The organism is Providencia sp. TYF-12, from assembly GCF_041344805.1.
GTDB classification, from domain to species: domain Bacteria; phylum Pseudomonadota; class Gammaproteobacteria; order Enterobacterales; family Enterobacteriaceae; genus Providencia; species Providencia huashanensis.
In genome coordinates this window covers 1037693-1059798 of sequence record NZ_CP166833.1, presented here as the reverse complement: position 1 = coordinate 1059798, position 22106 = coordinate 1037693, and the positions used below count along the sequence as shown (strand labels likewise).

The following is a 22106-nucleotide window of genomic DNA, read 5'->3' as shown; positions in this document are numbered from 1 at the left end:
ATATATACCTCAATATTTTTACATTTTTATGAATAAGCATGCTGTTTTTTTCTATTTGAAAAAAACATGTACAGTACATAAATAAATGTGAATGTAATCGTATAGCTAGTGAATACAATCCAAAACATTTTCCAATCTACAACCCCATTTATCGTATTAAGATCTAATACCCAGCCACTCAATATGGCACCTAAGAAAGTACCAAATCCATTAACTAAAGTAGTAAATACGCCTTGTGCTGTAGAACGAAATTCAGGTGCTATTTCTTTTTCCAAGAATAAAGAACCCGAAATATTAAAGAAATCAAAGGCGCAACCATATACTAACATTGAAAGGAATAATGCTATTGTTCCTATATAGGTAAAATCACCATATGCAAATAACCCGAAGCGTAAAATCCAAGCTATCATGCTCAACAATAAAACTTTTTCTATCTTGATATACTTTAATAAAAAAGGAAGTAACAATATAAAAATCACTTCTGAGAATTGCGATATTGATAAAAAAATTGTCGGGTAGGTTGAAAAAATAGAGTTTTGAGCCTCTGGTGCGGCAGCCAGATCCTGCAAAAAGGGTACACCGAGAGTATTCGTGATTTGTAAAACAGACCCTAGCAGCATAGAAAAAAACAAGAAAACAACGACTTGAGATTTCCTAAATAAGACAGCCAAATCACTAAATTTAAATGAATGAGGATCACATTCCAAATTATGGTTATCTTTATTTACCGATATAAAAATAACAGAATAAAGGCTTAAAGCCACGGAAGCTATTGCTGCTATATACAATTGATAATAACTCATTTCTAACTTTAATAAGCTAATAATCCACATTGCAGCTATAAAACCAACAGTTCCATACACCCTGATTTTTGGGAAATAATTTTCTGATTTTAATTTTTCCCTATCCAGTATTTCAAAAATTATACTATTACAGATTGACATTGTTGGCATATAAAAAATCAGATGAACTAATGTCATGGCGAAAAGCAAACTAACCGAAGTACTATGTGCCATTGCAATCAAAAAAAACGCCGATATTAAATGAATGGTAACATAGACGAATTTTCTATTATTAATTTTATCTGCAATTAGCCCCATTAAAATAGGTGAGCATAGTGATGCAATGCCTAAAGAACTAAAGACTAACCCAACATCTCCACCTGTAAAGTGGAGTGTATTAAACATATATGAAGCAAATGTAACTAGCCAAGAGCCCCATATAAAAAACTGCATAAACGAGACTATTTTTAATCGAGTAATTGTGCTCATAATAATTTATTTACCTCACTCAATATTACGTAAACACGTTTATATACAATGTACATTCGGTATGGCTAATAAAAACATTGATTCTACTACTGAGCATTTTCCTCTAAGGCATTTCTTGGTTTTAATTAATGTACTGGGTATTAAACAAGAATAAAGTGATATACTTCACAGCAAGTAATACGTATGACTCGACATGGATCACATAAAAACATAAAGCTTGCAAATTAATAAGCCCAAACAAAATTTATCATTTAGTATGAGCGTATTAGATCATTTTTAATTCGTTTAGAATAACGCATCCATCTGTTTATAAAGTATTTTTTATGTTTTCACTCTTGATATGGAGAAAAAATGTCTACTGTTAACAGTAAAGATGTCGCCCGTTTAGCTAACGTCTCACAGTCGGCTGTATCTCTTGTATTTAGTGGTCGTTACCAAGGCCGAGTATCTGAAAAAACCCGTGAAAAAATCCTCTGTGTGGCAAAAGAGCTAGGCTATCAGCCTAATATCAATGCGCAAATTTTACGTAGTGGAAATTCACGTACCGTTGCATTTATTGTCCCCGATATTCAACAACCCTATTTCGGAAAAGTCGTTCATGCTGCAGAGCTTTCAGCAACCAAATCCGGGTATTCTTTAATTCTTTTAGATAGTTATGCCAACAAACAATGGTCTGAACATTTATTTTCATTATTTCAAAGTAAACTAATTAGTGGCTGCATTATTTATTCATGTGAAAAAAAACATATCGAATTATTAGAAAATTACCGAGATAAGCTGATATTCATAGAGTCTGATGATGAAAAAAATAATGACATTCTTTTAGATATTGATAAAACGATCAAATCTGCGTTCTCTATTACGCATAAAATGAAACGGTTTAAGGTTGGTTTTTTTAGATCTGATATCCCAAGGCAACATTTTCTAAATCGCCATAAATTATTTAACAATGAATTCGAGTCATTAAACTATGTAGAAAAATCTAAATGTGTCATTTACTCATCCTTTAACCTTGCTGAAGCAACCCAAAATGCAGCATCTTTACTTCAGCAAAAACCCAATATTGTATTTTGCGATGATGACTTATTAGCTGGTGCGCTTTATCGAGCAGCAAAGCAGCTTAACATCACGATTCCTAAAGATGTTGCCGTGATCGGATTCAATGATACTGACCTTTGCAATTATTTAAACCCCGAACTGTCTACGGTTAAAATACCCACTCAGTATATAGGCGAATTAGCGATAAAAATGCTTTTAGATAAAATTTCTGACCGGAAAGAACCAATAAAACAAGAAGTTATTAAATTGGAAATCATTACAAGGGGTTCAACACAGTTTTGATTATCGAGTTCGGGTTGCCGTTATCTTTTACTGCTGTCACTAGTGTGCCTATTTTGTCAGCATCACCGTCTGTTATGAATCAATCGGCCTTTTGCTATTATCTGGGAAAGCAGATTTAAGGACACTGTTAGAAAATGCTTTTTTATCAAGCTTAACCAGTATTTTTTTGAATTCCCCCTATGCAAAGGTGCCGTTCTGACGCGATTTGCTTTACACTATGGTCAATAACCGCAATTCATCTACTTGGTAAATAGACCTGTATGTGAATACACCAATATTGAATTAAACTATATTGAATAAAACAATGACCATTCAAAATAATATCTCTGATGTCACAGCACGTATTGATCTTGCCGCCGCAGAGTGCCAACGCTCACCACAAGACATTACGCTGCTTGCTGTAAGTAAAACCAAACCTTGTGAAGCTATTTCAGAAGCCATTGAGGCTGGTCTTTTCCAATTTGGTGAAAATTATGTTCAAGAAGGTGTTGAAAAAATTCAATATTTTTCAAATAGGAATGACCTTGTTTGGCATTTTATCGGCCCATTACAATCCAATAAAAGCCGCCTAGTTGCCGAACACTTTGATTGGTTTCACACCCTTGACAGGGCAAAAATCGCTCAACGATTGAACGACCAACGTCCTAGCGATAAAGCCCCTTTAAATGTTCTCATCCAAATCAATATTAGTGATGAGAATAGTAAATCGGGGATCACCTTAGCGGAATTAAACGAACTAGCCGCCCAAGTCGCCACTATGCCTAATCTGGTATTACGTGGTTTGATGACAATCCCTGCCCCCGAAACAGATTACGAACGCCAGTGTGCCACATTTCGCAAGATGGATGCTGCATTTAAGCAATTACAAACAAATTACGCTACCGTCGATACACTTTCTATGGGTATGACTGATGACATGCGCGCAGCAATTCATTGCGGCTCTACTTTGGTACGTATAGGAACCGCTATTTTTGGCGCTCGCCAGTATCACCAATAAATAAGGAGAACAGAATGCAACATCGTAAAATTGCCTTCATCGGTGCCGGAAATATGGCTCAAGCCATTATTACAGGTTTGGTTAACCACGGTTACCCTGCATCCATGATCACGGTTTGTTCTCCAACCCCTGTACGCCGTGACAAACTCGCCGAACAGTACGGTATAATCAGTCGCCATGACAACCTAGCCGCAGTGCAAGCCGCCGATGTGATTATGCTCGCAGTCAAACCACAAATGATGAAAGAGGTCTGTGAGCCACTGCAACAAGTTACCAATTTTGACCAAAAATTAGTCCTCACCATTGCTGCGGGCATCCCTGCTGAACGCTATAACGAATACCTCGCACACCCGCTTAATTTAGTGCGCATTATGCCAAATACGCCATCATTAGTGGGTAAAGGCGTTAGTGGGTTGTTTGCTCAAGGGCAAGTATCAGAGCAAGACAAAAAATTCGCACAAGAACTCATGCAAAGCGTTGGGACAACAATTTGGTGCCAGAAAGAGCAAGAGATCAATAATATTATTGCGATTACAGGCAGTTCCCCTGCTTATTTCTTCTTATTTATGGAAGCAATGCAGCAAAAAGCGCAACAACTCGGTTATGATAGTGTGCAAGCCCGTGAATTAGTCCTCAATGCCATAGAAGGCTCTGTGGAACTAGCTAAATCACAAAGTGATACAGCCTTTTCAACATTACGTGAACAGGTCACCTCTAAAGGCGGTACTACCGCGATGGCTTTAGAACAATTTTATAATGGAAATCTTCCGCAAACTGTTGCCAATGCAATGCAAAGTGCAATTGACAGAGCCGAAGAGATGGAAAAACTTTTTTAATTTAATCGCGGAATTTGCCATGAAGACTATCGTTTTTGTTGTCACTACCCTGATCCAGCTGTACATTTTTGTTTTACTACTGCGTGTTTGGATGCAATGTGTACGTGCCGATTTTTATAACCCATTTTCAAAATTTGTCGTTAAGGCAACTCAACCCATTGTTGGGCCATTACGTCGAGTGATCCCCGCTATTGGCTCAGTCGATACCGCTTCAGTTGTTGTCGCTTTTGTGCTGGCATTAGCTGCAATTATTTTCGGTATGTGGGCAACTAATTTACTGCCAATTTTAGGTGTTACGATCCTACCTATGGGGGTTATTTTATTATTAACCTACGCAGGTAAATTGATTTTCTGGATGATTTTAATCCGCGCTATTTTAAGCTGGGTCAGCCAAGGCCGTAACCCTGTTGACTATTTATTGTACCAATTAACAGAACCATTAATGGCACCAATCCGTCGTATTATTCCAGCAATGGGCGGGTTAGACTTCTCAGCCATGATTGTGATGTTTATCTTGATTGCGCTTAACTATTTGCGTGTAGATATTTCCTTATGGATTGACCCATCACTCACAGCAATGATGTATTCCATTGGTATTATGTAAAAATGAGTTCTAAATGATGCAAAAAGTTGTTTTAGCCACCGGCAATCCGGGAAAAGTGAATGAGTTAGCCGACTTACTCCGTGATTTTGGTATGGATATTGTCGCGCAAACTTCATTAGGTGTTGAATCTGCTGAAGAAACAGGTTTAACCTTCATTGAAAATGCTATCCTGAAAGCCCGACATGCTGCGGCGCAAACGGGCTTACCCGCAATTGCCGATGATTCAGGGATCTCTGTTGATGCACTGGGAGGAGCTCCGGGTATCTACTCCGCACGTTATGCGGGGGAAGAGGCGAATGATGAGCAAAACCTTATAAAATTACTTAATGCAATGGAACATGTGCCTGATGGCCAACGTCAGGCACAATTTAACTGTGTTTTAGTGTATTTACGCCATGCAGAAGACCCGACCCCCTTAGTATTCCACGGTCGTTGGCAAGGCATTATTACTCGTGAACGTAAAGGCCAAGGGGGTTTTGGTTATGACCCTATTTTCTATATTCCTGAATTGGGTTGTACTTCAGCGGAGTTAACTAAAGCAGAAAAACAAGCCATTTCACATCGTGGTAAAGCCCTAACAATGATGTTGGAAGCATTAAAAAATGCTTAAACAACCACCATTGAGTTTATATGTTCATATTCCTTGGTGTGTGCAAAAGTGCCCATATTGTGATTTCAATTCACACACCCTCAAAGGGGAAATTCCCCAAATGGAATATGTTGAGCACCTATTGGCAGACCTTGATATTGATGCGCAATTAATTGGTGAACGCCCTGTCAAAACTATTTTTATTGGTGGGGGAACCCCGAGTCTGTTAACTGCCGAGTCCATGCAAGCCTTGATGGATGGTATTCGCCAACGTATCCAGTTAGATGTACAAGCTGAAGTTACCATGGAAGCTAACCCCGGAACGGTAGAGGCAGACCGTTTCGCTGGCTATCAAGCTGCGGGGATCAACCGAATTTCCATTGGTGTGCAAAGCTTTGGTAATGATAAATTAATAACATTAGGCCGCATTCATGGCGCTGATGAAGCAAAGCGTGCCGCTCAATTAGCGACAAATTTAAATTTGAGAAGCTTTAACCTCGATTTAATGCACGGCCTCCCATCTCAAACTCGCAATGAAGGTTTATCTGATTTACGTCAAGCTATTGAGCTTGCCCCACCGCATTTGTCTTGGTATCAGTTGACCATTGAACCTAACACTCAATTTGGGTCACGCCCTCCCACGTTACCTGACGACGATACTCTGTGGGATATCTATACAGAAGGTCATAAATTATTGAGTGCAGCTGGTTATCAGCAATACGAAACGTCAGCTTATGCCAAACCGGGTTATCAATGCGAGCACAATCTTAATTATTGGCGATTCGGTGATTACCTTGGTATTGGCTGTGGAGCACACGGTAAAATCACGTTTGAAGATGGAAGAATTTTACGTACAGTAAAAACCAAGCACCCTCGTGGCTATATGGAAGGTCATTACATTCATCAATCCTATGATGTTGACACCAAAGATAGGCCATTTGAATATTTTATGAACCGTCTCCGCTTACTTGAAGCAATGCCTCGTGATGAATTTACCCAATATACTGGGTTACCCGAATCAACAGTTAGACCAGCTATTGATGAAGCATTAACAAAGGGTTATATCACTGAGACGGATAACGAATGGCAAATTACAGAACATGGAAAACTGTTTCTCAACTCGTTGTTAGAATTGTTTTTAGATGAGGAATGATTTTTAAGCAAAAAATCGTTTGTTAAGCGAAGGTATATTTTCTCGTTCATTGAAAGCCCGCATCAACACCTGATGCGGGCTTTTTATTTAGAGATAAAAAAGAAATAAACGACAATAACAATGAGGATAGTAAATATTGCCGTAGCCAATAAGACAACGGCAGATATTAATTATAGGGCATTAACGACAGCATTCACTTGTTCAGTTAAGCTGACTAAACCACCACCTGACAAGTACCACAAATCAGATTGTAAATAGGTAATCTTGCCATCTTTATAAGCTTTCGTTTCTTGAATGTTTGTATCTTCAAAAACGGTTTTATCTAATTTTCCTGCGCCAATCGCTTCACTACGGTCAATAATCAGGATCACATCAGGATTGGCTTGTGCGATGGCTTTGCTATCAACCACACCGCGTTTTGACTTATCGGCATTTTCATCAATAGGTAATTCAGCACGCTGTGCTTTCACTACGTTATAGACAACAGCTTGGTTATTTGGGATCAGCTTGCCATCATTATGCATTAACACTAATACTTTTTTATTTGAATCAGCTGCTTTTTTCTGGGCATCAGCAATGGTTTTATCTAGTTCAACTAGTTGTTCATCAACTGATTTTTGATTGCCATACAATTCACCAATTACCCCAAGATTTGCCTTTACTGACTCCATATAATGTTTACTATCGGAGCCTAGATTGATCGTTGGTGCAATATTTGATAGCGCCTCATAAGATTTGCCTTGGCGACCCGTGATCACAATAAGATCAGGTTTTAACAGTGCAATTTTTGCTAAATCGGGCTGTTTCATCCCACCTGCATTTTCCATTGATGCTGGAATATTGCCTTTAACATAAGCAGGGGCATTTGCTGTTGGTAACGCAACGACTTTATCACCTAGGCCTAGTTTTTGCATTGAGTCATAAACACCGAAATCAAATAAAACCACCTTTTGTGGTTTTTTGGCCACCTCAGTTTCACCTGAAAGATGTTTAATCGTGACTTTTTCAGCACCTTGCGCTGTCACCACATTGGGTGTGAAAGCAGCCGGTTCTGCGCTAAAAGCCAAAGGAGCAGAGAATGACAATACAGAAACAAGTACTGCAGGAATGAACTTTTTCATTTAAACGATCCCAATTTAGTCATTAAGCCAAACCCGCATTGTAAAGAGAGTGACTTAGATGTCAACTAAATAAGAATCAATTTCATTTTCATTACCATTAATGATGCGAATATCACATTTATAATGAGAAGTTACAGAGAATGAAATAATAAAACAGTAAGATGATTTTATATCTTACTGTTTTTATACGGGATTAACTATTTATTTAGCTTTGAGCGAGTTAAGTAGTGAAACGCGTTGTTGTTCCATTGAAGTCACTTTAGCACAGACTTGCTGCCCAAACTGCTGGAAGCTTTTTTCTTGTGTTTTCCATTCGGACTCAAGCTCTTGCTGCAACCCACCTAGATTACCCAACATCCCTTGCAAGGCCTTGCTTGCATCGCCCCCAGATAACAATTGTTTGCGCCCCATTTCATTGATGCTATCTTGCAAAATACCACCTAAGCTTTCATTAACCAGCTGACGCCCTTTTGTTTCTACTGTTTTCATCGCTTCATGATGGAATACATAACCGTTAGGGCGAGTCTCAATGATTTGATCAATTTGCCCATTCAGTTCTTTTTCTAGTTTAGTCAACCGGTTACGAATATTGCTATCCCCCCCAATGACTTTAACAACCACTTTATCAATGGTTTCCCTTGAAGTAGATAATTTTTTTTCTGATTCTTGTTTTATCCAAGGTAAATCACTACGGATCATCGATTGATAACGGATAGCTTGCTGTTTTTGCGTTTCTGTCGCGGCAATATTGTTACCATTGAGTGTGATATCGCCGTCTGGGGTAATTTTTAAATCACCGCTACGGCCAATGACCTGTACGCTTTCTGGCGTCATAAAGATGTCATCTTTCGGAGTGACAGAGCAATTATAATCTGCAGCTTGGCTTGTCGCGCAGGCAAGGAGTGAAAATGCAATTAATGTACGACGTAACATAAAATCTCCTAGTAAAACGTTATATCAACGACTAATGGCTTCAACCAGTGGCGTTAAAAAACAGAACGTCCAATTCGCTTTGATAATAACTCTAAGGCAGCACAACCAGCCAGAGAGTTCCCCGCCGCATCGAGTTCGGGGGACCAAACTGCTACAGTGAATTGGTTTGGTACCACACAAACGATACCACCGCCAACACCAGACTTGCCGGGCATTCCTATCCGAAATGCAAATTCGCCAGAGCCATCATACATACCACATGTCATCATCAACGCATTGATTTGCCTTGATTGTAGTGGAGTGATGATTGGGTCAATGGAACAAGATGACATTCCTTGTGATGTTAAATAGGAAAAACATTTCGCTAATTCAACACAGTTCATACTTAGAGAGCAATAATGAAAATAAGTTTCGAGAACGGTTAAAACATCGTTCTCAAAATTACCAAAGGATTTCATTAAATAAGCAATTGCGGCATTACGGCTTGCATGTTCCAGTTCTGAGCGGGCAACCACTGTGTCATAGCTTATATCAGGTTCACAAGACAATTTTCGAACAAACTCTAGCATCCGTTGCTTAGGCGCACTTAAACGAGATTGCAACATATCGGCGATCACTATCGCTCCCGCATTGATAAATGGGTTTCGCGGGATGCCTTTTTCCATTTCAATTTGAATAAGGGAGTTAAATGGTAACCCAGAAGGTTCTTTACCAACGCGACTCCAAATTTCATTTTCTTCATAGCGTGTCATCGCCAAGGTGAGGCTCAACACTTTAGAAATGGACTGTATTGAAAAGCGCTGATATGCCTCGCCCGCAGTAAAAATATCACCATCTATAGTGGAAACAGCAATACCTAATTGATGAGGCGGCACACAGCCCAAAGCAGGGATATAGTTTGCAACGCAGCCTTTTCCAATAAGTGGGCGTACTTGGTCTAGGATATCGTTGAGTAGCTGGTTAGAAAACATGGCGCTCAAAACGTTGACTCCAGATAATGTTTACTACAGAAAATAAAGGCACCCAATTTTGGATGCCTCTTCAAACTAGTGAAAATTGAGTTTATTCATTGAGATAAACCCAATAAAATCATTCCCACCAAACATCAAACAACTCAGAAACAACGACGTCGTTCATGCCTTTTGATTTTAGCCAGTTTTCAACAATTTGACGGTGCTCTTCGGTACACTTACCAATTTTTTGTAAGCAAACGATCCCTTCCCAACTCATGTAGCCACTTGCTTCAAACGCTAAACCATTCGGCTCAATCGCTTCTGCAATCAGTTGGTCAACGGTGCTGTCAACTTCCTCAATCGGCGTACCTTCTTTAAAGCTCCATTTAACAGTGAAGCCTAACTCTTGGAATTCATCCAAGCGCATTTTTTTACGTAAACGACGACTACGTGGTTGTTTAGCCATTATTTGATCCTCTCAAACATTAAATCCCATACACCGTGCCCTAACCGCTGGCCTCGCTTTTCAAACTTTGTTTCTGGCCTTGTTGCAGGACGAGGAACGTAATCACCTGATGATGATAAATTATTATAGCCTTCGACACTCGTCATGACTTCAAGCATATGCTCAGCATATGGCTGCCAATCAGTCGCCATATGGAAAACACCGCCAATTGTTAATTTACTGCGAATTTTTTCCGCAAAAGGGACTTGAACAATACGACGTTTGTTGTGCTTGGCTTTATGCCATGGGTCAGGGAAAAACAACTGAACCATTGCCAAGCTACCACCAGGGATCATGTAATCCAATACTTCGATAGCATCATGGCACATCACGCGTAAATTAGTGACATTCTCTTCTTTTGCTGATGCTAAACATGCCCCAACCCCCGGCGCATGAACTTCAATACCTAAAAAGTTTTTATCTGCATTTTGTGATGCCATGGCCACCAATGAAGCGCCCATGCCAAACCCAATTTCCAATGTCACTGGATTTGAGTTCTTGAATACTTTGGCAAAATCAAAAGGCTGATTGATAAAATCAATGCCTTTCTCTGCCCATTCTTTTTCTAATGCGTCTTCCTGACGTTTTGTCAGACGCCCTTGACGGCGGACAAAACTACGGACTCGGCGCATAACCCGCCCTTCTTCATTATATTCGGGGGAGATTACATTATTGATCATAATAAAGGTTCTAAAAAATAGTTGCCCAATTAAGTTAATGTGCCAACAATCAAGTGATATTAAGGTGATTCATTATCAAACCTATCAATTCCTACCCTAAATACCCCAAATGGGAGCCTTTAGCCCCTTTGAGACACAAAGGATATCGGAGTTTAGCAAAACTTCTGCAAGGTTGCAGTTGATAATTAGCTAACTTTACACTAAACCACACAATAGCGGTTTACAGCCCCCGTAGTCTATGTTGCAATTCCTACCATGACTGGCAATATCAATAAAAATAAAATTATCAATGGAAGCTCAACAATTTTCATCTGCAGTGCTCGGCTGGTATCACAAATACGGCCGTAAAACCTTGCCTTGGCAACAGGAAAAATCATCCTATCATGTGTGGTTGTCAGAGGTTATGCTGCAACAAACCCAAGTAAGTACTGTCATTCCGTATTTTGAGAAGTTTATTGCTCGTTTTGAGGATGTCACAGCCCTTGCCAATGCGCCGCTTGATGAAGTATTACACTTGTGGACAGGTCTTGGCTACTACGCACGGGCTCGTAACCTGCATAAAGCCGCACAAATGGTCGCCACTCAATATAATGGCCAATTTCCCCGTACATTCGATGAAATACTTGCTCTACCCGGTGTTGGGCGTTCAACAGCAGGGGCGATTTTGTCATTATCACAACAGCAGCACTACCCTATTTTAGATGGTAATGTTAAACGCGTGTTAGCTCGTGCCTATGCGGTTGATGGCTGGCCGGGGAAAAAGGAAGTGGAAAACCGCCTGTGGGATATTAGCACTGACGTCACGCCAAAAGTTGGGGTCGAGTTTTTTAACCAAGCCATGATGGATTTAGGGGCTATGGTCTGCACCCGTAGTAAACCTAAATGTGAAATTTGCCCTGTTAATTTTGGCTGTATTGCTTATGCGAATCACTCATGGTCGAACTACCCCGGAAAAAAACCGAAACAAAAGATCCCTGAAAAAAGTGCTTGGTTCTTAATTATGCAACACGAAGATAATGTATGGTTAGAACAACGACCGCCATCAGGCATCTGGGGTGGGCTATTTGCCTTCCCTCAATTTGAGTCTTTAGAGCAACTTAATCAATGGTTAAAAGATTCTGGCCTTGAATATAACTCGCCAGAGCAATTAATTTCCTTCCGTCACACATTTAGCCATTTTCATTTAGATATTATCCCTGTAAAAGTTAATATTCAGGCATTTAATTCTGCCATGGATGAAGGCAAAGGACTCTGGTATAACTTACACTTAGGTGCAACTATCGGTCTTGCTGCCCCAGTTGAAAATTTATTAAAGCAGCTTGCCTTACTACCTGAAATTTGAGGAAAAAGTTAATGAGTAGAACCATTTTTTGTACATTCTTACAACGTGATGCTGATGGGCAAGATTTTCAGCTTTACCCAGGTGAGTTAGGAAAACGTATTTTTAACGAGATATCGAAAGAAGCATGGAGTCAATGGATGGCTAAACAAACCATGCTCATTAATGAAAAGAAACTCAATACCATGAACCCCGATGACCGTAAAATGTTAGAACAAGAAATGATCAAGTTCTTGTTTGAAGGTCATGATATTCATATTGATGGTTATACGCCTGAAAAATAATCTGTTTGTCTACCTACTCAGTAGGTAGACTCTTGCACCAAGACTGTGAATCGTATGAAAAAACTATTTGCGCTGAGCTTATTGATCCCTCTAATTGTTTCATGTTCTAGTAATCAAAAGTCTGACTTTAACCCTAATCATGTCAAAGACACCAATGGGTTCGATATTTTAATGGGGCAATTTGCCCATAATATTGAAAATATTTGGGGCATTAAAGAAGTGCTGATTGCAGGTCCAAAAGACTATGTGAAATACACAGATGAATACCGTACCCGCAGCCATATTAACTTTGATGCAGGGACTATCACCGTCGAAACTATTTCAGCAATAGAGCCGTCTGAACACTTAAAAAAAGCAATTGTCACCACATTATTGATGGGTGATGACCCCAACTCTATCGACCTTTACTCTGATATTAATGATATTCCCCACAGTAAAGAGCCATTCTTATTTGGCCAAGTACTCGATAACACTGGGGAAGCTATTCGTTGGGAATGGCGTGCAACAAAGTTTGCTGATTATCTAGTCGAAAATAAAATGCAGCGCCGGCAGTCTGGTATGAATGTTGTTTGGTCAGTGACCATGCAATTAGTCCCGAATCATTTAGACAAACGAGCTCATAAGTATTTGCCATATATTAAAAAATCAGCCGCAAAATATGGTGTTGATGAATCACTAATTCTGGCGATTATGCAAATTGAATCAAGTTTCAACCCTTATGCTGTAAGCCGTTCGGATGCTATGGGGTTAATGCAAATAATGCCAAATACTGCGGGTAAGGATGTTTTCCGCTCACAAGGTAAATCCGGTGTTCCTAGCCGTAGTTATTTATTTGACCCTGAAAAAAATATCGATACTGGTACAGCCTATTTGGCGATATTACAAAACAGTTATTTAGGCGATATCCGTAACCAAACATCACGCCGATATGCCGTTATAACGGCCTATAACGGCGGTGCTGGCAGCGTATTGCGTGTCTTTCACAGTGATAAAAAACAAGCAGCACAACGTATTAATAATTTAGAGCCAGGTGAGGTATATGAAACATTGTCCACTAAACACCCTGCCGCTGAGTCACGTAATTATCTAATTAAAGTGAATAAAGCTCAGAAAAATTACTTACGCTAAAAGCCGATAAACATCAACGCCAGCCAACCCTAAAGCCATTTCAGGCTGGCGTTGACTAATAACCTTAGTCTTTTTATGTGTTTTCGGTTAAAAACTAGCTAACATGTTGAAAAAAAGCGCATACAGTCAAAAGTTTATTGAAAGCGCCTTGACTCAACCAATGAAATCAGGTTTAATACGCTCCGTTGCCCGGATAGCTCAGTCGGTAGAGCAGGGGATTGAAAATCCCCGTGTCCTTGGTTCGATTCCGAGTCCGGGCACCACCTCATTATTAACAGACGTCAATCGACGTCTGTTTTCGTTTGTAAAGCTCGCTAATTTCAACACTCTCCTAAGTTCCAATTCAACTCGACTCTATCTATTATCAACTTCATTGTCCGAGTGTTGTTTAAGAGTACTCGATATTGTACTCACATCCCCCTCAGGAAGCTCACTATAACTGTGACTGATATATGTGATATTGCCAGCGTAATGTCATTAGGTAAAAATTGACGCTTACCTATGTGAGGCCCATACCTATGTGAGGCCCATACCGATGCTCTCTAGTTTATCGTGGGCTGCAACAATTTTTATCTGTTAAAAAACCTACTCAGTTTTAGGAACCAACAGAATAACCACCAATTAAGTTTACCAATTAGTTAAAATTTACATAAAAATTAGCTTAATATTATTTTAATAATCACCTCTGCATATAAAAACAATACATTTTCCGACTATATAACTTCACTCCAAAATATGATACAAATAACTTAAAAATGAAATGAGTGAGCAATATGAAAGATATTAATAAAAAATTAAAATATATTAATTTTAGAAATAACGGAACATTTTTGATTGCCGCAATAGTAAACTCAACTATCTGTTTTTCTTTATTTGGCACCATTGGTGGAGTATTTGGAGTTATAACAACATTATTCTCTAATATCGTCTATGATGCAAAACCTGATAGCAGTAATATTTTTTACATCTTTTTTCTATTATGTTTGGTTATCGTTGGTGGGGGTATTGGTTTTCTACTAAAGCTAACCATTTATTTTTATATCTATTTATTTATCCTATCATATTGTTATTACCTTTTTTACAAAAAAGATGATTATTTAGATCGCACATTTCCATTTTTAATTATTTTTTCCTGTATGGGAACAACGTTAGACTCTATTAGCATTGACTTGCCAATGGCATATCTCTCGGGGGTTGCCGTTAGTTTAGTCATTTTTAGCCTACTGAAACATAAAAACAATGAAATTCATGCGTTTAAAAATGGGTTATTTTCAAAAGCAATTTATCATAGTGACGAAAAAATATATATAAGAGCCTTCTTTTTCAGCTTTTTTCTATTCTTAAGCCTTTCAATACCCGACTATCTAAATCTATACAAACCTTATTGGGCTCCTCTAACATTCATTATGTTACTCCACCCAAAAGAAATGAATATAATAAAAGTTACGTTACTTAGGTTTTTAGGAAGTCTATTAGCAGCAGCTTTTGTCATCACTATGTTTAGTATAACAAAATCAAAAGAAACTTATATTTACTTATCTGTATTAGCTTTAACCATATTTTTTATCCCTACATTTTTCCGTTTAAATTACATGCTAAAGACCTTCTCTATTACTGTATTTGTTTTACTTCTTCTTGAGGAAACGCTATTTTTACATAACCCAACTTATTTACTTCCCATATCAAGGGTATATGAGACATTTATAGGTGGGGTTGTAGCAATCCTTGCTAGCTTGGTTTTAAACATTATAAGGATTATAAAGAAAAGGAAAATCACAAGTTAATAGTAAGGAAAAACAGGGAAGCTTCTTCTTTATAAACCATGAAGCTTCCTCTCTTTTTAGACCACAACAGACGCTAGTTATGACAAAAAAGCAAATGTAGCTTTATCAAATTTTTGTATATCTATGCACTTATTTTTCACGTCTATTACAATACCAATGGCTAAACCAACGTGTAATGTAAATATAAATCAGAATAACTAATGTAACAATAAAAACATCCATATCTAGAGTTTTAGTATCAAAGCCAATTATACTTATGAAGATCACAGGTGATAATATTAAAAGTATTATATCAAAAAATAATTGTAATCTATAAGGCTTTGAAGTGATCCCATGCCATATTGATTTACCTATTTTCATTTCAAAACCTCTTATTCTCTTATAAATTTAAAAATATTAGTATGATAATTAACTATATTGCTTATTACCTACTGAGTATCCGATATAAATCGCAACAAACCCGATAACGACACTTAAAACCAAATAGCTTATTGCAACTAAGAAGAACTGTGGGTACTTCATTATTTCCACTGCTCCATACACAAAGCTGGAAAATGTCGATAACCCTCCCATGATCCCTGTAGCTAAAAAAGCATTCATCCCTTGGCTTATTTTATTTCTCATAAGTAAGCCTGCAACAATACCCAACAATAAGGATGCGACGATATTTGCTATAAATATGTCAAGAGGGAAATGGTCATTCATGGTTGGAACAGATATCATCAATAACTCGCGACAAATTGCACCAATTGCACCACCAATAAAAACTAAGATCATGATATTCATTTTTAGCCCCTGTTAGTTTGCTAACCAAGCACCAGTAAATGCCGCAGCTAACCCAACTAAAACCGAAAGTAATAAATAAAATAAGGCGAGCAATTTTTGTCTAGTTTGAGTTAACTTCAAGGCATCAAGCTGCATACTACTGAACGTTGTATACCCCCCCAGTAATCCAGTTAAAATTGCTGATTGTAGAAATGCACCATAACGGTCATCCCAATCGATCGCAAAATAACGGCTTAAAAAACCAATAACAAATGCTCCTGAAATATTAATAATGAATGTTGATAATGGGAATTTCCCATGATAACGCTCCCCCACTAAGCGACCAATCCACCACCGCAGTAATGAACCAATACCGCCGCCAAAACCGACTAATAAAATATCAACAGCTACCATTGCAACGCCCTCTATTTAATATCATAGATATAAAGACATCGTTTTTAGAATTTAAATTAAAGCACACACATTAATTGAACATCGTTAATCAATAATCGTTAAATGACGATATTAAATAGCCAGTAATCTTATTTAGCTTTATAAGATAATTCATTCTGATATTGCCATATTCCAAACCAATGTACACACCTTTTCCAATAGGAACTTATTATGACTAAAAACAATCATCGATAATGGTCTTTCTTCCGAAAGTTGAATTAAAAACTGCCATATATCTTTCTGTAAATGCGCATCTAACTGTGCGGTAATTTCATCCGCAATTAATATTTTTGTTCTTGGGTCTAAGGCTCTTAATAAGGCAATTCGAGCAAGTTCACCACCAGAAAGCTCACTTGGCCTTCTAACCAACCACTCTGATTTAATGAACAACCTTTCAAGGTAGTATGGGTCTGGCTCCCAAGCATCCCTAACACTTTCCCCTACTGTCCGGTACGGGTTAAAACATTTTTCAGGGTGCTGAGGAACTAACTGAATAGGACAATATTCTTTTTGAGATAAACTTTTGCCATTAAATAATACATTTCCTTGGGTCGGTATTTGCCATTGTGCTAATACACGCCCCAAGGTTGTTTTACCAAAACCACTCGGTGCTGAAATCCCTAATCGCTCATTTTTATCCAGTGAAAAAGAAAGCGAATCCCATAAGGTTCGGTTATCTTGCTTTATACATAAGTTTTTAACTTCTAACATATTTTCAGCTCTCTATAAGCTAATAGATGGATAACCAAACAACAGCAATAAAAATACAAATGATGGAAATAATACCGCCAGATCTAGTGAACTCTAAAAACGATATTTTAATGCCGTGGGCTGAAGATTGTTCAACGGCAATAATTCCAGCAATACTACCGAATATAAATATATTACCTGCAAAACAAGCACCTAAAATTAACGCTGCACCGAGTAGATCAACATTGCCATGAGGGTAAACAAACTGGATCAATAAAATAACCGTTGGTGTGGTTCCGACAAAAATACTCATCACGATAGTGACTAAAAATAACGTAATCGGGCTATTTAGGTCGATACCTTTACCCAATAAGTAATGTAGTATCTCTTGAGGAATACCCGTATTTGAAAATGCGGCATTAATAATAAATAGCCCCATCATTAGCAGAATTAAGTCACCATCAACATGCTTTAACATGTCACTGGACGCTATTTTTCTGTTTAACAATAAAAAGCATGCTGCCGATAATGCAACAAGCTCACGCGGCAAATCACTGAATAAAAAAGCCAAAATAACAGCAAATAAAACTGTAGCGGCCTTTATTGTTTCCCACCAATTAAATTCAATAACTGAAGGCTCACCACTAGACATTAATGATTTTTTATCTTCAGATAAATACCAGCGGTTACGATAAAGTAAGGAGATCACACACCATACAATTGGAATTGAAAATAATACTGGAATAGCCGTAATATTGAGTATTCCAATAAAAGATAAGTCCAATCCTTGTGCAACAACCATATTTTTAGGGCTACCAATTAAAGAACCGGCGGCACCATTATTGGCAGCAAAGCAAAAGCCAAGTAAAAAAGGAATAGGGTTAAGGCCTCGAGATAACGTGATAGACACCAATAAAGGCGTCATTGCAACGACAACAATATCGTTTGTAAGTACTGAAGCAAGAAGTGCCCCAACAATAATGAAAACCGCCATTAATTTGGGTGGGCTAATATTTAAGCTAGCGACTTTTTGAGCCGCTTGGTGATAAAAACCTGATACCGTAAATGATGCGGATACCACCATTAAACCAAATAATAGCCCAATTGCACTGTAATCAATAGCATCCCAAGATAATTTTGGCGAGATAATCCCAAACCCTATCATGGCCAATGCACCCGCTACAGATGCGCCAGTTCGGTCAATTTTAATCCCAGGGAAAGTCCCAAAAGCCATTGCGACGTACACTAAAATAAAAATAATAACGGTTAGATCCATAATAAATTCTCTATCTCTTATCTATATTTTTATTTCTTCGTATAAATGATAAAGCTGTAGATATTCCATAACAGCAATTATACAATTGAGACCCTTGCATACTATGAATCTAAGATGTTGTTTGAAAAGATAATATTTTCCATCACTTGGTTATTAATATTTTCTCCAAAAATCATTTTAATCAACACTTCACTCCCTAAAGATGAGAGAGAAATAAGCAAGTCTGCATGCAATAACTGCATGTTTTCGTAATTTTTATCATCATTGACAGCAATAACACTTTTAATGTTTCCGCCAACAATTTCTTTCGCCGCTAACATAGAAATAGTATTTTCAGAATCAGAGCTACCTAGAATAAATAATGCTTTAGCCTGGCCTAAATTAGCGCTATTTAATGTATGTTTATTTATTTTCTCCGTGGCAATAACTTGCGCATTATCTGGATAGTTCTTTTTCTGTTCTTCATGGCAAAGTACCATGACGTCTAAGTCGCGTTTTCTTAATCCGTGGTAGGTGTTTAAAGCTAAAGGGCTTGCGCCAACAATAATGTAATGGTTTTTCATACGAAATAATCTCTTCTTAACAATTTCTTGTGTGCTCTTTGCAAATACCCCTAGGAAATAGACAATAGAGGTTGTAAAAATTGTAATACCTAAAATAACAATCGAAATTGTAAATAACCTAGCTTCAACACTAATCGGAATAATATCGCCAAACCCGACTGTCGTCATACAAACTAAAGCGAAATAGAATGCGGATGAGATATCAGTAACATGAGGTTGAAATTGTTCGCCTAAATACAAAGTCCCAAATACAGAATAGCCCAGTAGGACGCTTAAGCTCATAAAAGCAACAAAGCCAGCGCCAGATAAGCTATGGCGATTAAATGCTTTCCAATTTGCAATGGCAATAATCAACACTATTAGTGAAAAGGTTCCAGTCAGCGCATTTTCTCTCGCTAATACCAAGTTAATTAACATAATAATGAACAGCATAAAGCAGCTAAATAACCAACCTATACGTAGTCCTAAATAAACAGGAATAGCAAGAATAATGAGCACTACACCAATAGCAAACCTTGGAATATCTAATAATTTAACTAAACCTAAAGATTGTAGCCAATCAACAAAACCTAGATGCTGCGAGTATAAATGGAAATCATAAGTTGAAATGATGGGGGAAATAATCAAGCCCCCATCAGCAAGTATTAATAATGAGAGCACTATGCGTAGCATTCTCATATTTTGAATATATTTATATATTGCATTTTTTTTCATAATTGAATACCAAAAAGTTTTATTGCAATATTATTGCCGATGCTTAGGCATAATATCTTGGTTCGGTACTAAAAATAGCCATGATGCTAGAACAAATGGCATCGTTAAAGTCGGGATACCAAATGGTTCAAGAATAATGTCGAGTGCGCCTTGAACAAATACGGTGAATATCACACCAACGATGGCATAAACCACCACCCGATAGCTCGGTTTATTAAACGTAGAACCTAGAGCAATCGCGGTTAATACAGCGCTAAATGAATATAAACCAGTGTGAATACTCGCAAAATCACCTTTTAAAAAGGTCGCAACGATAAAAGCAAGAAGAGAACCAAATACGGCAAATATCGCCGCCCACATAGAACTCACCGCTAGACCAATTACAAAAATGATACCAACAACCATGCTGCTAAGTAAAAATACTTCAGAAACACCACGAAAAATATCAGCGATTAGGTCACTGTGAGGAATTGACCCAATAGGTTCAATAAGTTGTTTTGGCAGAGCAGGAGTTGGTAACGCAACGCCTTCAATACCTAAGAAGTTATAACTCGCGAGCAGAATAATCCATGATACTAAAACAAAAGGAGCAGTTAATGCTGCGACTTTCCAATTTTTTAGAAAATCCATTAAAGAGATAGTGGCTATAACGGAAACAATGCTCCCTAATACGATAGTTAACCAAACAAATGGGGTATTCTCTAAAAAAGTCGGTAGTGCAACTCCAACTAAGCAGCCATTATAACCATAAAGCCCTGAACGCAACGATTCAGTATCTAACTTACTAATATAAGCGGTAAGTGTAGCGACAACGGTGCCTAACAAACAACCTAGAGCGACTTGCGGCATCCCTTCTAAAAAAGCACCGATGAAAATCGCAATAAAAAATAGAAGTCCGGTTAGTGCGTTATTTTGAAACATAACTTGAGCACAGCCACGCAAAACGATATCAATAAATTGTATCGCTATATTTTCGCTGGCCAACTTATTCCAAGCGTTCTGGTTTATTGTTTTTTCCATCGTGAAATTCCTTAATAGGAATATCAGTAGAGAAATTATAAAAATCACTCTACTGATAATATATTAATAAATTACCTTGATAACCCAAAAGGTTATTTCAGTCACTTTATGACTACTGTGTATCTCATTGCTAAAAAATATTTAACGCCATAAAAAAGGTTCTTGTAGCGAAATACCTAATATTTCTTCTCTCGCTATTTGCCAAAAATACCTGACGGCATCCTTCACTTTTGGACTATCAACCCCCAATGCTTTAAATATTAACCCACACTCATTCGGTAATTGAGTTGCCCCAAAAGCAATTTCATTTTTCGGGTCATATATCGCATCTAACCGTTCTAAAATGCGTTCATGATGAATTTTAGGTGTCAGTAAAATCACATTGCCAAAAGTATCGAAGCTATCCATAACCGCAGTAATGTTTAGCGGTGCCTTTTTGGGCTCTAAAATATATTTTTCAACAAACAACTCTTTATTTAACGATGACTCTGCTCGAATATGTGATGAAAAAACATCAAACCCAAACTGCTCATCTGGGTGATGATATTTTCGACCTGACATCAGTATTTCTGAGTAAATCATCGTTGCACTTGGATGAATATTAATCCGCGTGTCAGTAATAAACCGAGAATTACGGTGAGGAATGATTGGGTCTGGTAAATATTCTAAATACCCATCTTCCTCAACGACAATATTCTGGTACTGTGTGGCGTAGTTCGCTTCCATCATATGAACTTTGGTCGCAGACTGCGTTGTCACATGAGCACAAGCCCCCTTTTCAACAATAATATCAAGGGCTTGTCGGTCACCTTGTAATAGGCTACCTGAAGTTGAAATCATCGTGACACAAGGCAGTTGGGGCATCAGTTCATCCCAATAAAGTGCTTTTTGCACTAATGAGGGAACACGACGCTCCATTTCCACCAGCTCACTACGATATTCACCTTGAGCAAACCTTAATTTTAAGTAACCACTTTTACCAACAGCACCACTTTGCATTTGTTTCGGTTCATCTTGATATGCGGCGAGTTCAGGTGCATTGCTGCCTAAAATATGAGCTTTAACACGCGTTGGAGTATTTGCTATATCTGCCCTGAAATTCGTCAT

23 protein-coding genes and 1 tRNA gene are annotated in these 22106 nt (G+C 38.0%); 11 read left to right on the top strand and 13 right to left on the bottom strand.

Annotated features, from left to right (window positions below; genetic code table 11):
- Window positions 1-26: 26 nt before the first annotated feature.
- A complete protein-coding gene (locus ABE954_RS04595; RefSeq protein ID WP_166687055.1) occupies window positions 27-1271 on the bottom strand; it encodes an MFS transporter in 1245 nt (414 codons plus the stop codon).
- A 351-nt stretch (window positions 1272-1622) separates the two neighbouring features.
- On the opposite strand from ABE954_RS04595, the gene ABE954_RS04590 reads away from it, so the two are divergent.
- From ABE954_RS04590 to hemW, 6 genes are all read left to right on the top strand, one after another.
- On the top strand, window positions 1623-2612 hold the full coding sequence (locus ABE954_RS04590) for a LacI family DNA-binding transcriptional regulator (protein WP_042848727.1): 990 nt from the start codon (window positions 1623-1625) through the stop codon (window positions 2610-2612).
- 304 nt (window positions 2613-2916) lie between these two features.
- Window positions 2917-3609 carry a YggS family pyridoxal phosphate-dependent enzyme gene (locus tag ABE954_RS04585; protein WP_048608256.1) on the top strand — a complete coding sequence of 231 codons (693 nt, stop codon included), beginning with the start codon at window positions 2917-2919 and terminating at the stop codon, window positions 3607-3609.
- Between the two features lie 14 nt (window positions 3610-3623).
- Complete coding sequence (gene proC / locus ABE954_RS04580; protein ID WP_042848729.1) at window positions 3624-4445, top strand: pyrroline-5-carboxylate reductase; 822 nt, start codon at window positions 3624-3626, stop codon at window positions 4443-4445.
- 19 nt (window positions 4446-4464) lie between these two features.
- A complete protein-coding gene (locus ABE954_RS04575) occupies window positions 4465-5049 on the top strand; it encodes a YggT family protein (RefSeq protein ID WP_042848730.1) in 585 nt (194 codons plus the stop codon).
- A 16-nt stretch (window positions 5050-5065) separates the two neighbouring features.
- On the top strand, window positions 5066-5659 hold the full coding sequence (gene rdgB, locus ABE954_RS04570; RefSeq protein ID WP_042848750.1) for an RdgB/HAM1 family non-canonical purine NTP pyrophosphatase: 594 nt from the start codon (window positions 5066-5068) through the stop codon (window positions 5657-5659).
- On the top strand, window positions 5652-6791 hold the full coding sequence (gene hemW, locus ABE954_RS04565) for a radical SAM family heme chaperone HemW (RefSeq protein ID WP_272656429.1): 1140 nt from the start codon (window positions 5652-5654) through the stop codon (window positions 6789-6791). Before rdgB ends, hemW begins: the two co-directional genes overlap by 8 nt.
- Window positions 6792-6961: 170 nt before the next feature.
- On the opposite strand, the gene ABE954_RS04560 is transcribed toward hemW, so the two are convergent.
- The 5 genes from ABE954_RS04560 to trmB form a co-directional block, all read right to left on the bottom strand.
- Entirely contained in the window at window positions 6962-7912 is a 951-nt protein-coding gene (locus ABE954_RS04560) for a siderophore ABC transporter substrate-binding protein (protein ID WP_371025739.1), read from the bottom strand.
- Between the two features lie 201 nt (window positions 7913-8113).
- Window positions 8114-8845, bottom strand: a complete 732-nt coding sequence (locus ABE954_RS04555) for a DUF2884 family protein (protein ID WP_210846925.1) — start codon at window positions 8843-8845, stop codon at window positions 8114-8116.
- Between the two features lie 53 nt (window positions 8846-8898).
- A complete protein-coding gene (gene glsB, locus ABE954_RS04550) occupies window positions 8899-9825 on the bottom strand; it encodes a glutaminase B (RefSeq protein WP_042848734.1) in 927 nt (308 codons plus the stop codon).
- 109 nt (window positions 9826-9934) lie between these two features.
- Window positions 9935-10264, bottom strand: a complete 330-nt coding sequence (locus ABE954_RS04545) for a YggL family protein (RefSeq protein WP_042848735.1) — start codon at window positions 10262-10264, stop codon at window positions 9935-9937.
- Window positions 10264-10983, bottom strand: a complete 720-nt coding sequence (gene trmB / locus ABE954_RS04540; RefSeq protein WP_371025738.1) for a tRNA (guanosine(46)-N7)-methyltransferase TrmB — start codon at window positions 10981-10983, stop codon at window positions 10264-10266. Before trmB ends, ABE954_RS04545 begins: the two co-directional genes overlap by 1 nt.
- 289 nt (window positions 10984-11272) lie before the next feature.
- On the opposite strand from trmB, the gene mutY reads away from it, so the two are divergent.
- The 5 genes from mutY to ABE954_RS04515 all read left to right on the top strand — a co-directional run bounded on the left by mutY (window position 11273) and on the right by ABE954_RS04515 (window position 15518).
- Window positions 11273-12325 carry an A/G-specific adenine glycosylase gene (gene mutY / locus ABE954_RS04535; protein WP_048608261.1) on the top strand — a complete coding sequence of 351 codons (1053 nt, stop codon included), beginning with the start codon at window positions 11273-11275 and terminating at the stop codon, window positions 12323-12325.
- Window positions 12326-12336: 11 nt separating this feature from the next.
- Window positions 12337-12606, top strand: coding sequence for an oxidative damage protection protein (locus ABE954_RS04530; protein WP_042848738.1), 270 nt, complete (start codon window positions 12337-12339; stop codon window positions 12604-12606).
- A gap of 54 nt (window positions 12607-12660) precedes the next feature.
- On the top strand, window positions 12661-13734 hold the full coding sequence (gene mltC / locus ABE954_RS04525; protein WP_042848739.1) for a membrane-bound lytic murein transglycosylase MltC: 1074 nt from the start codon (window positions 12661-12663) through the stop codon (window positions 13732-13734).
- Window positions 13735-13921: 187 nt separating this feature from the next.
- A tRNA-Phe gene (locus tag ABE954_RS04520) sits at window positions 13922-13997 on the top strand.
- Window positions 13998-14507: 510 nt separating this feature from the next.
- Window positions 14508-15518, top strand: a complete 1011-nt coding sequence (locus ABE954_RS04515) for an FUSC family protein (RefSeq protein WP_042848760.1) — start codon at window positions 14508-14510, stop codon at window positions 15516-15518.
- 408 nt (window positions 15519-15926) lie between these two features.
- Here the strand turns inward: ABE954_RS04515 and ABE954_RS04510 are convergent, their stop codons facing one another.
- The 7 genes from ABE954_RS04510 to ABE954_RS04480 all read right to left on the bottom strand — a co-directional run bounded on the left by ABE954_RS04510 (window position 15927) and on the right by ABE954_RS04480 (window position 22106).
- Entirely contained in the window at window positions 15927-16304 is a 378-nt protein-coding gene (locus tag ABE954_RS04510) for a CrcB family protein (RefSeq protein ID WP_198861159.1), read from the bottom strand.
- Window positions 16305-16316: 12 nt separating this feature from the next.
- Window positions 16317-16697 carry a fluoride efflux transporter CrcB gene (gene crcB / locus ABE954_RS04505; protein WP_042848763.1) on the bottom strand — a complete coding sequence of 127 codons (381 nt, stop codon included), beginning with the start codon at window positions 16695-16697 and terminating at the stop codon, window positions 16317-16319.
- A gap of 150 nt (window positions 16698-16847) precedes the next feature.
- A complete protein-coding gene (locus ABE954_RS04500) occupies window positions 16848-17447 on the bottom strand; it encodes an ATP-binding cassette domain-containing protein (RefSeq protein ID WP_071547770.1) in 600 nt (199 codons plus the stop codon).
- Between the two features lie 19 nt (window positions 17448-17466).
- On the bottom strand, window positions 17467-18702 hold the full coding sequence (locus tag ABE954_RS04495) for an SLC13 family permease (RefSeq protein ID WP_042848765.1): 1236 nt from the start codon (window positions 18700-18702) through the stop codon (window positions 17467-17469).
- 101 nt (window positions 18703-18803) lie between these two features.
- Window positions 18804-19979 carry an ion channel gene (locus tag ABE954_RS04490; RefSeq protein WP_042848766.1) on the bottom strand — a complete coding sequence of 392 codons (1176 nt, stop codon included), beginning with the start codon at window positions 19977-19979 and terminating at the stop codon, window positions 18804-18806.
- Window positions 19980-20009: 30 nt separating this feature from the next.
- Window positions 20010-20999, bottom strand: a complete 990-nt coding sequence (gene yut / locus ABE954_RS04485; protein WP_042848767.1) for an urea transporter — start codon at window positions 20997-20999, stop codon at window positions 20010-20012.
- Window positions 21000-21140: 141 nt separating this feature from the next.
- On the bottom strand, window positions 21141-22106 hold the full coding sequence (locus ABE954_RS04480; RefSeq protein WP_042848768.1) for an urease accessory protein UreD: 966 nt from the start codon (window positions 22104-22106) through the stop codon (window positions 21141-21143).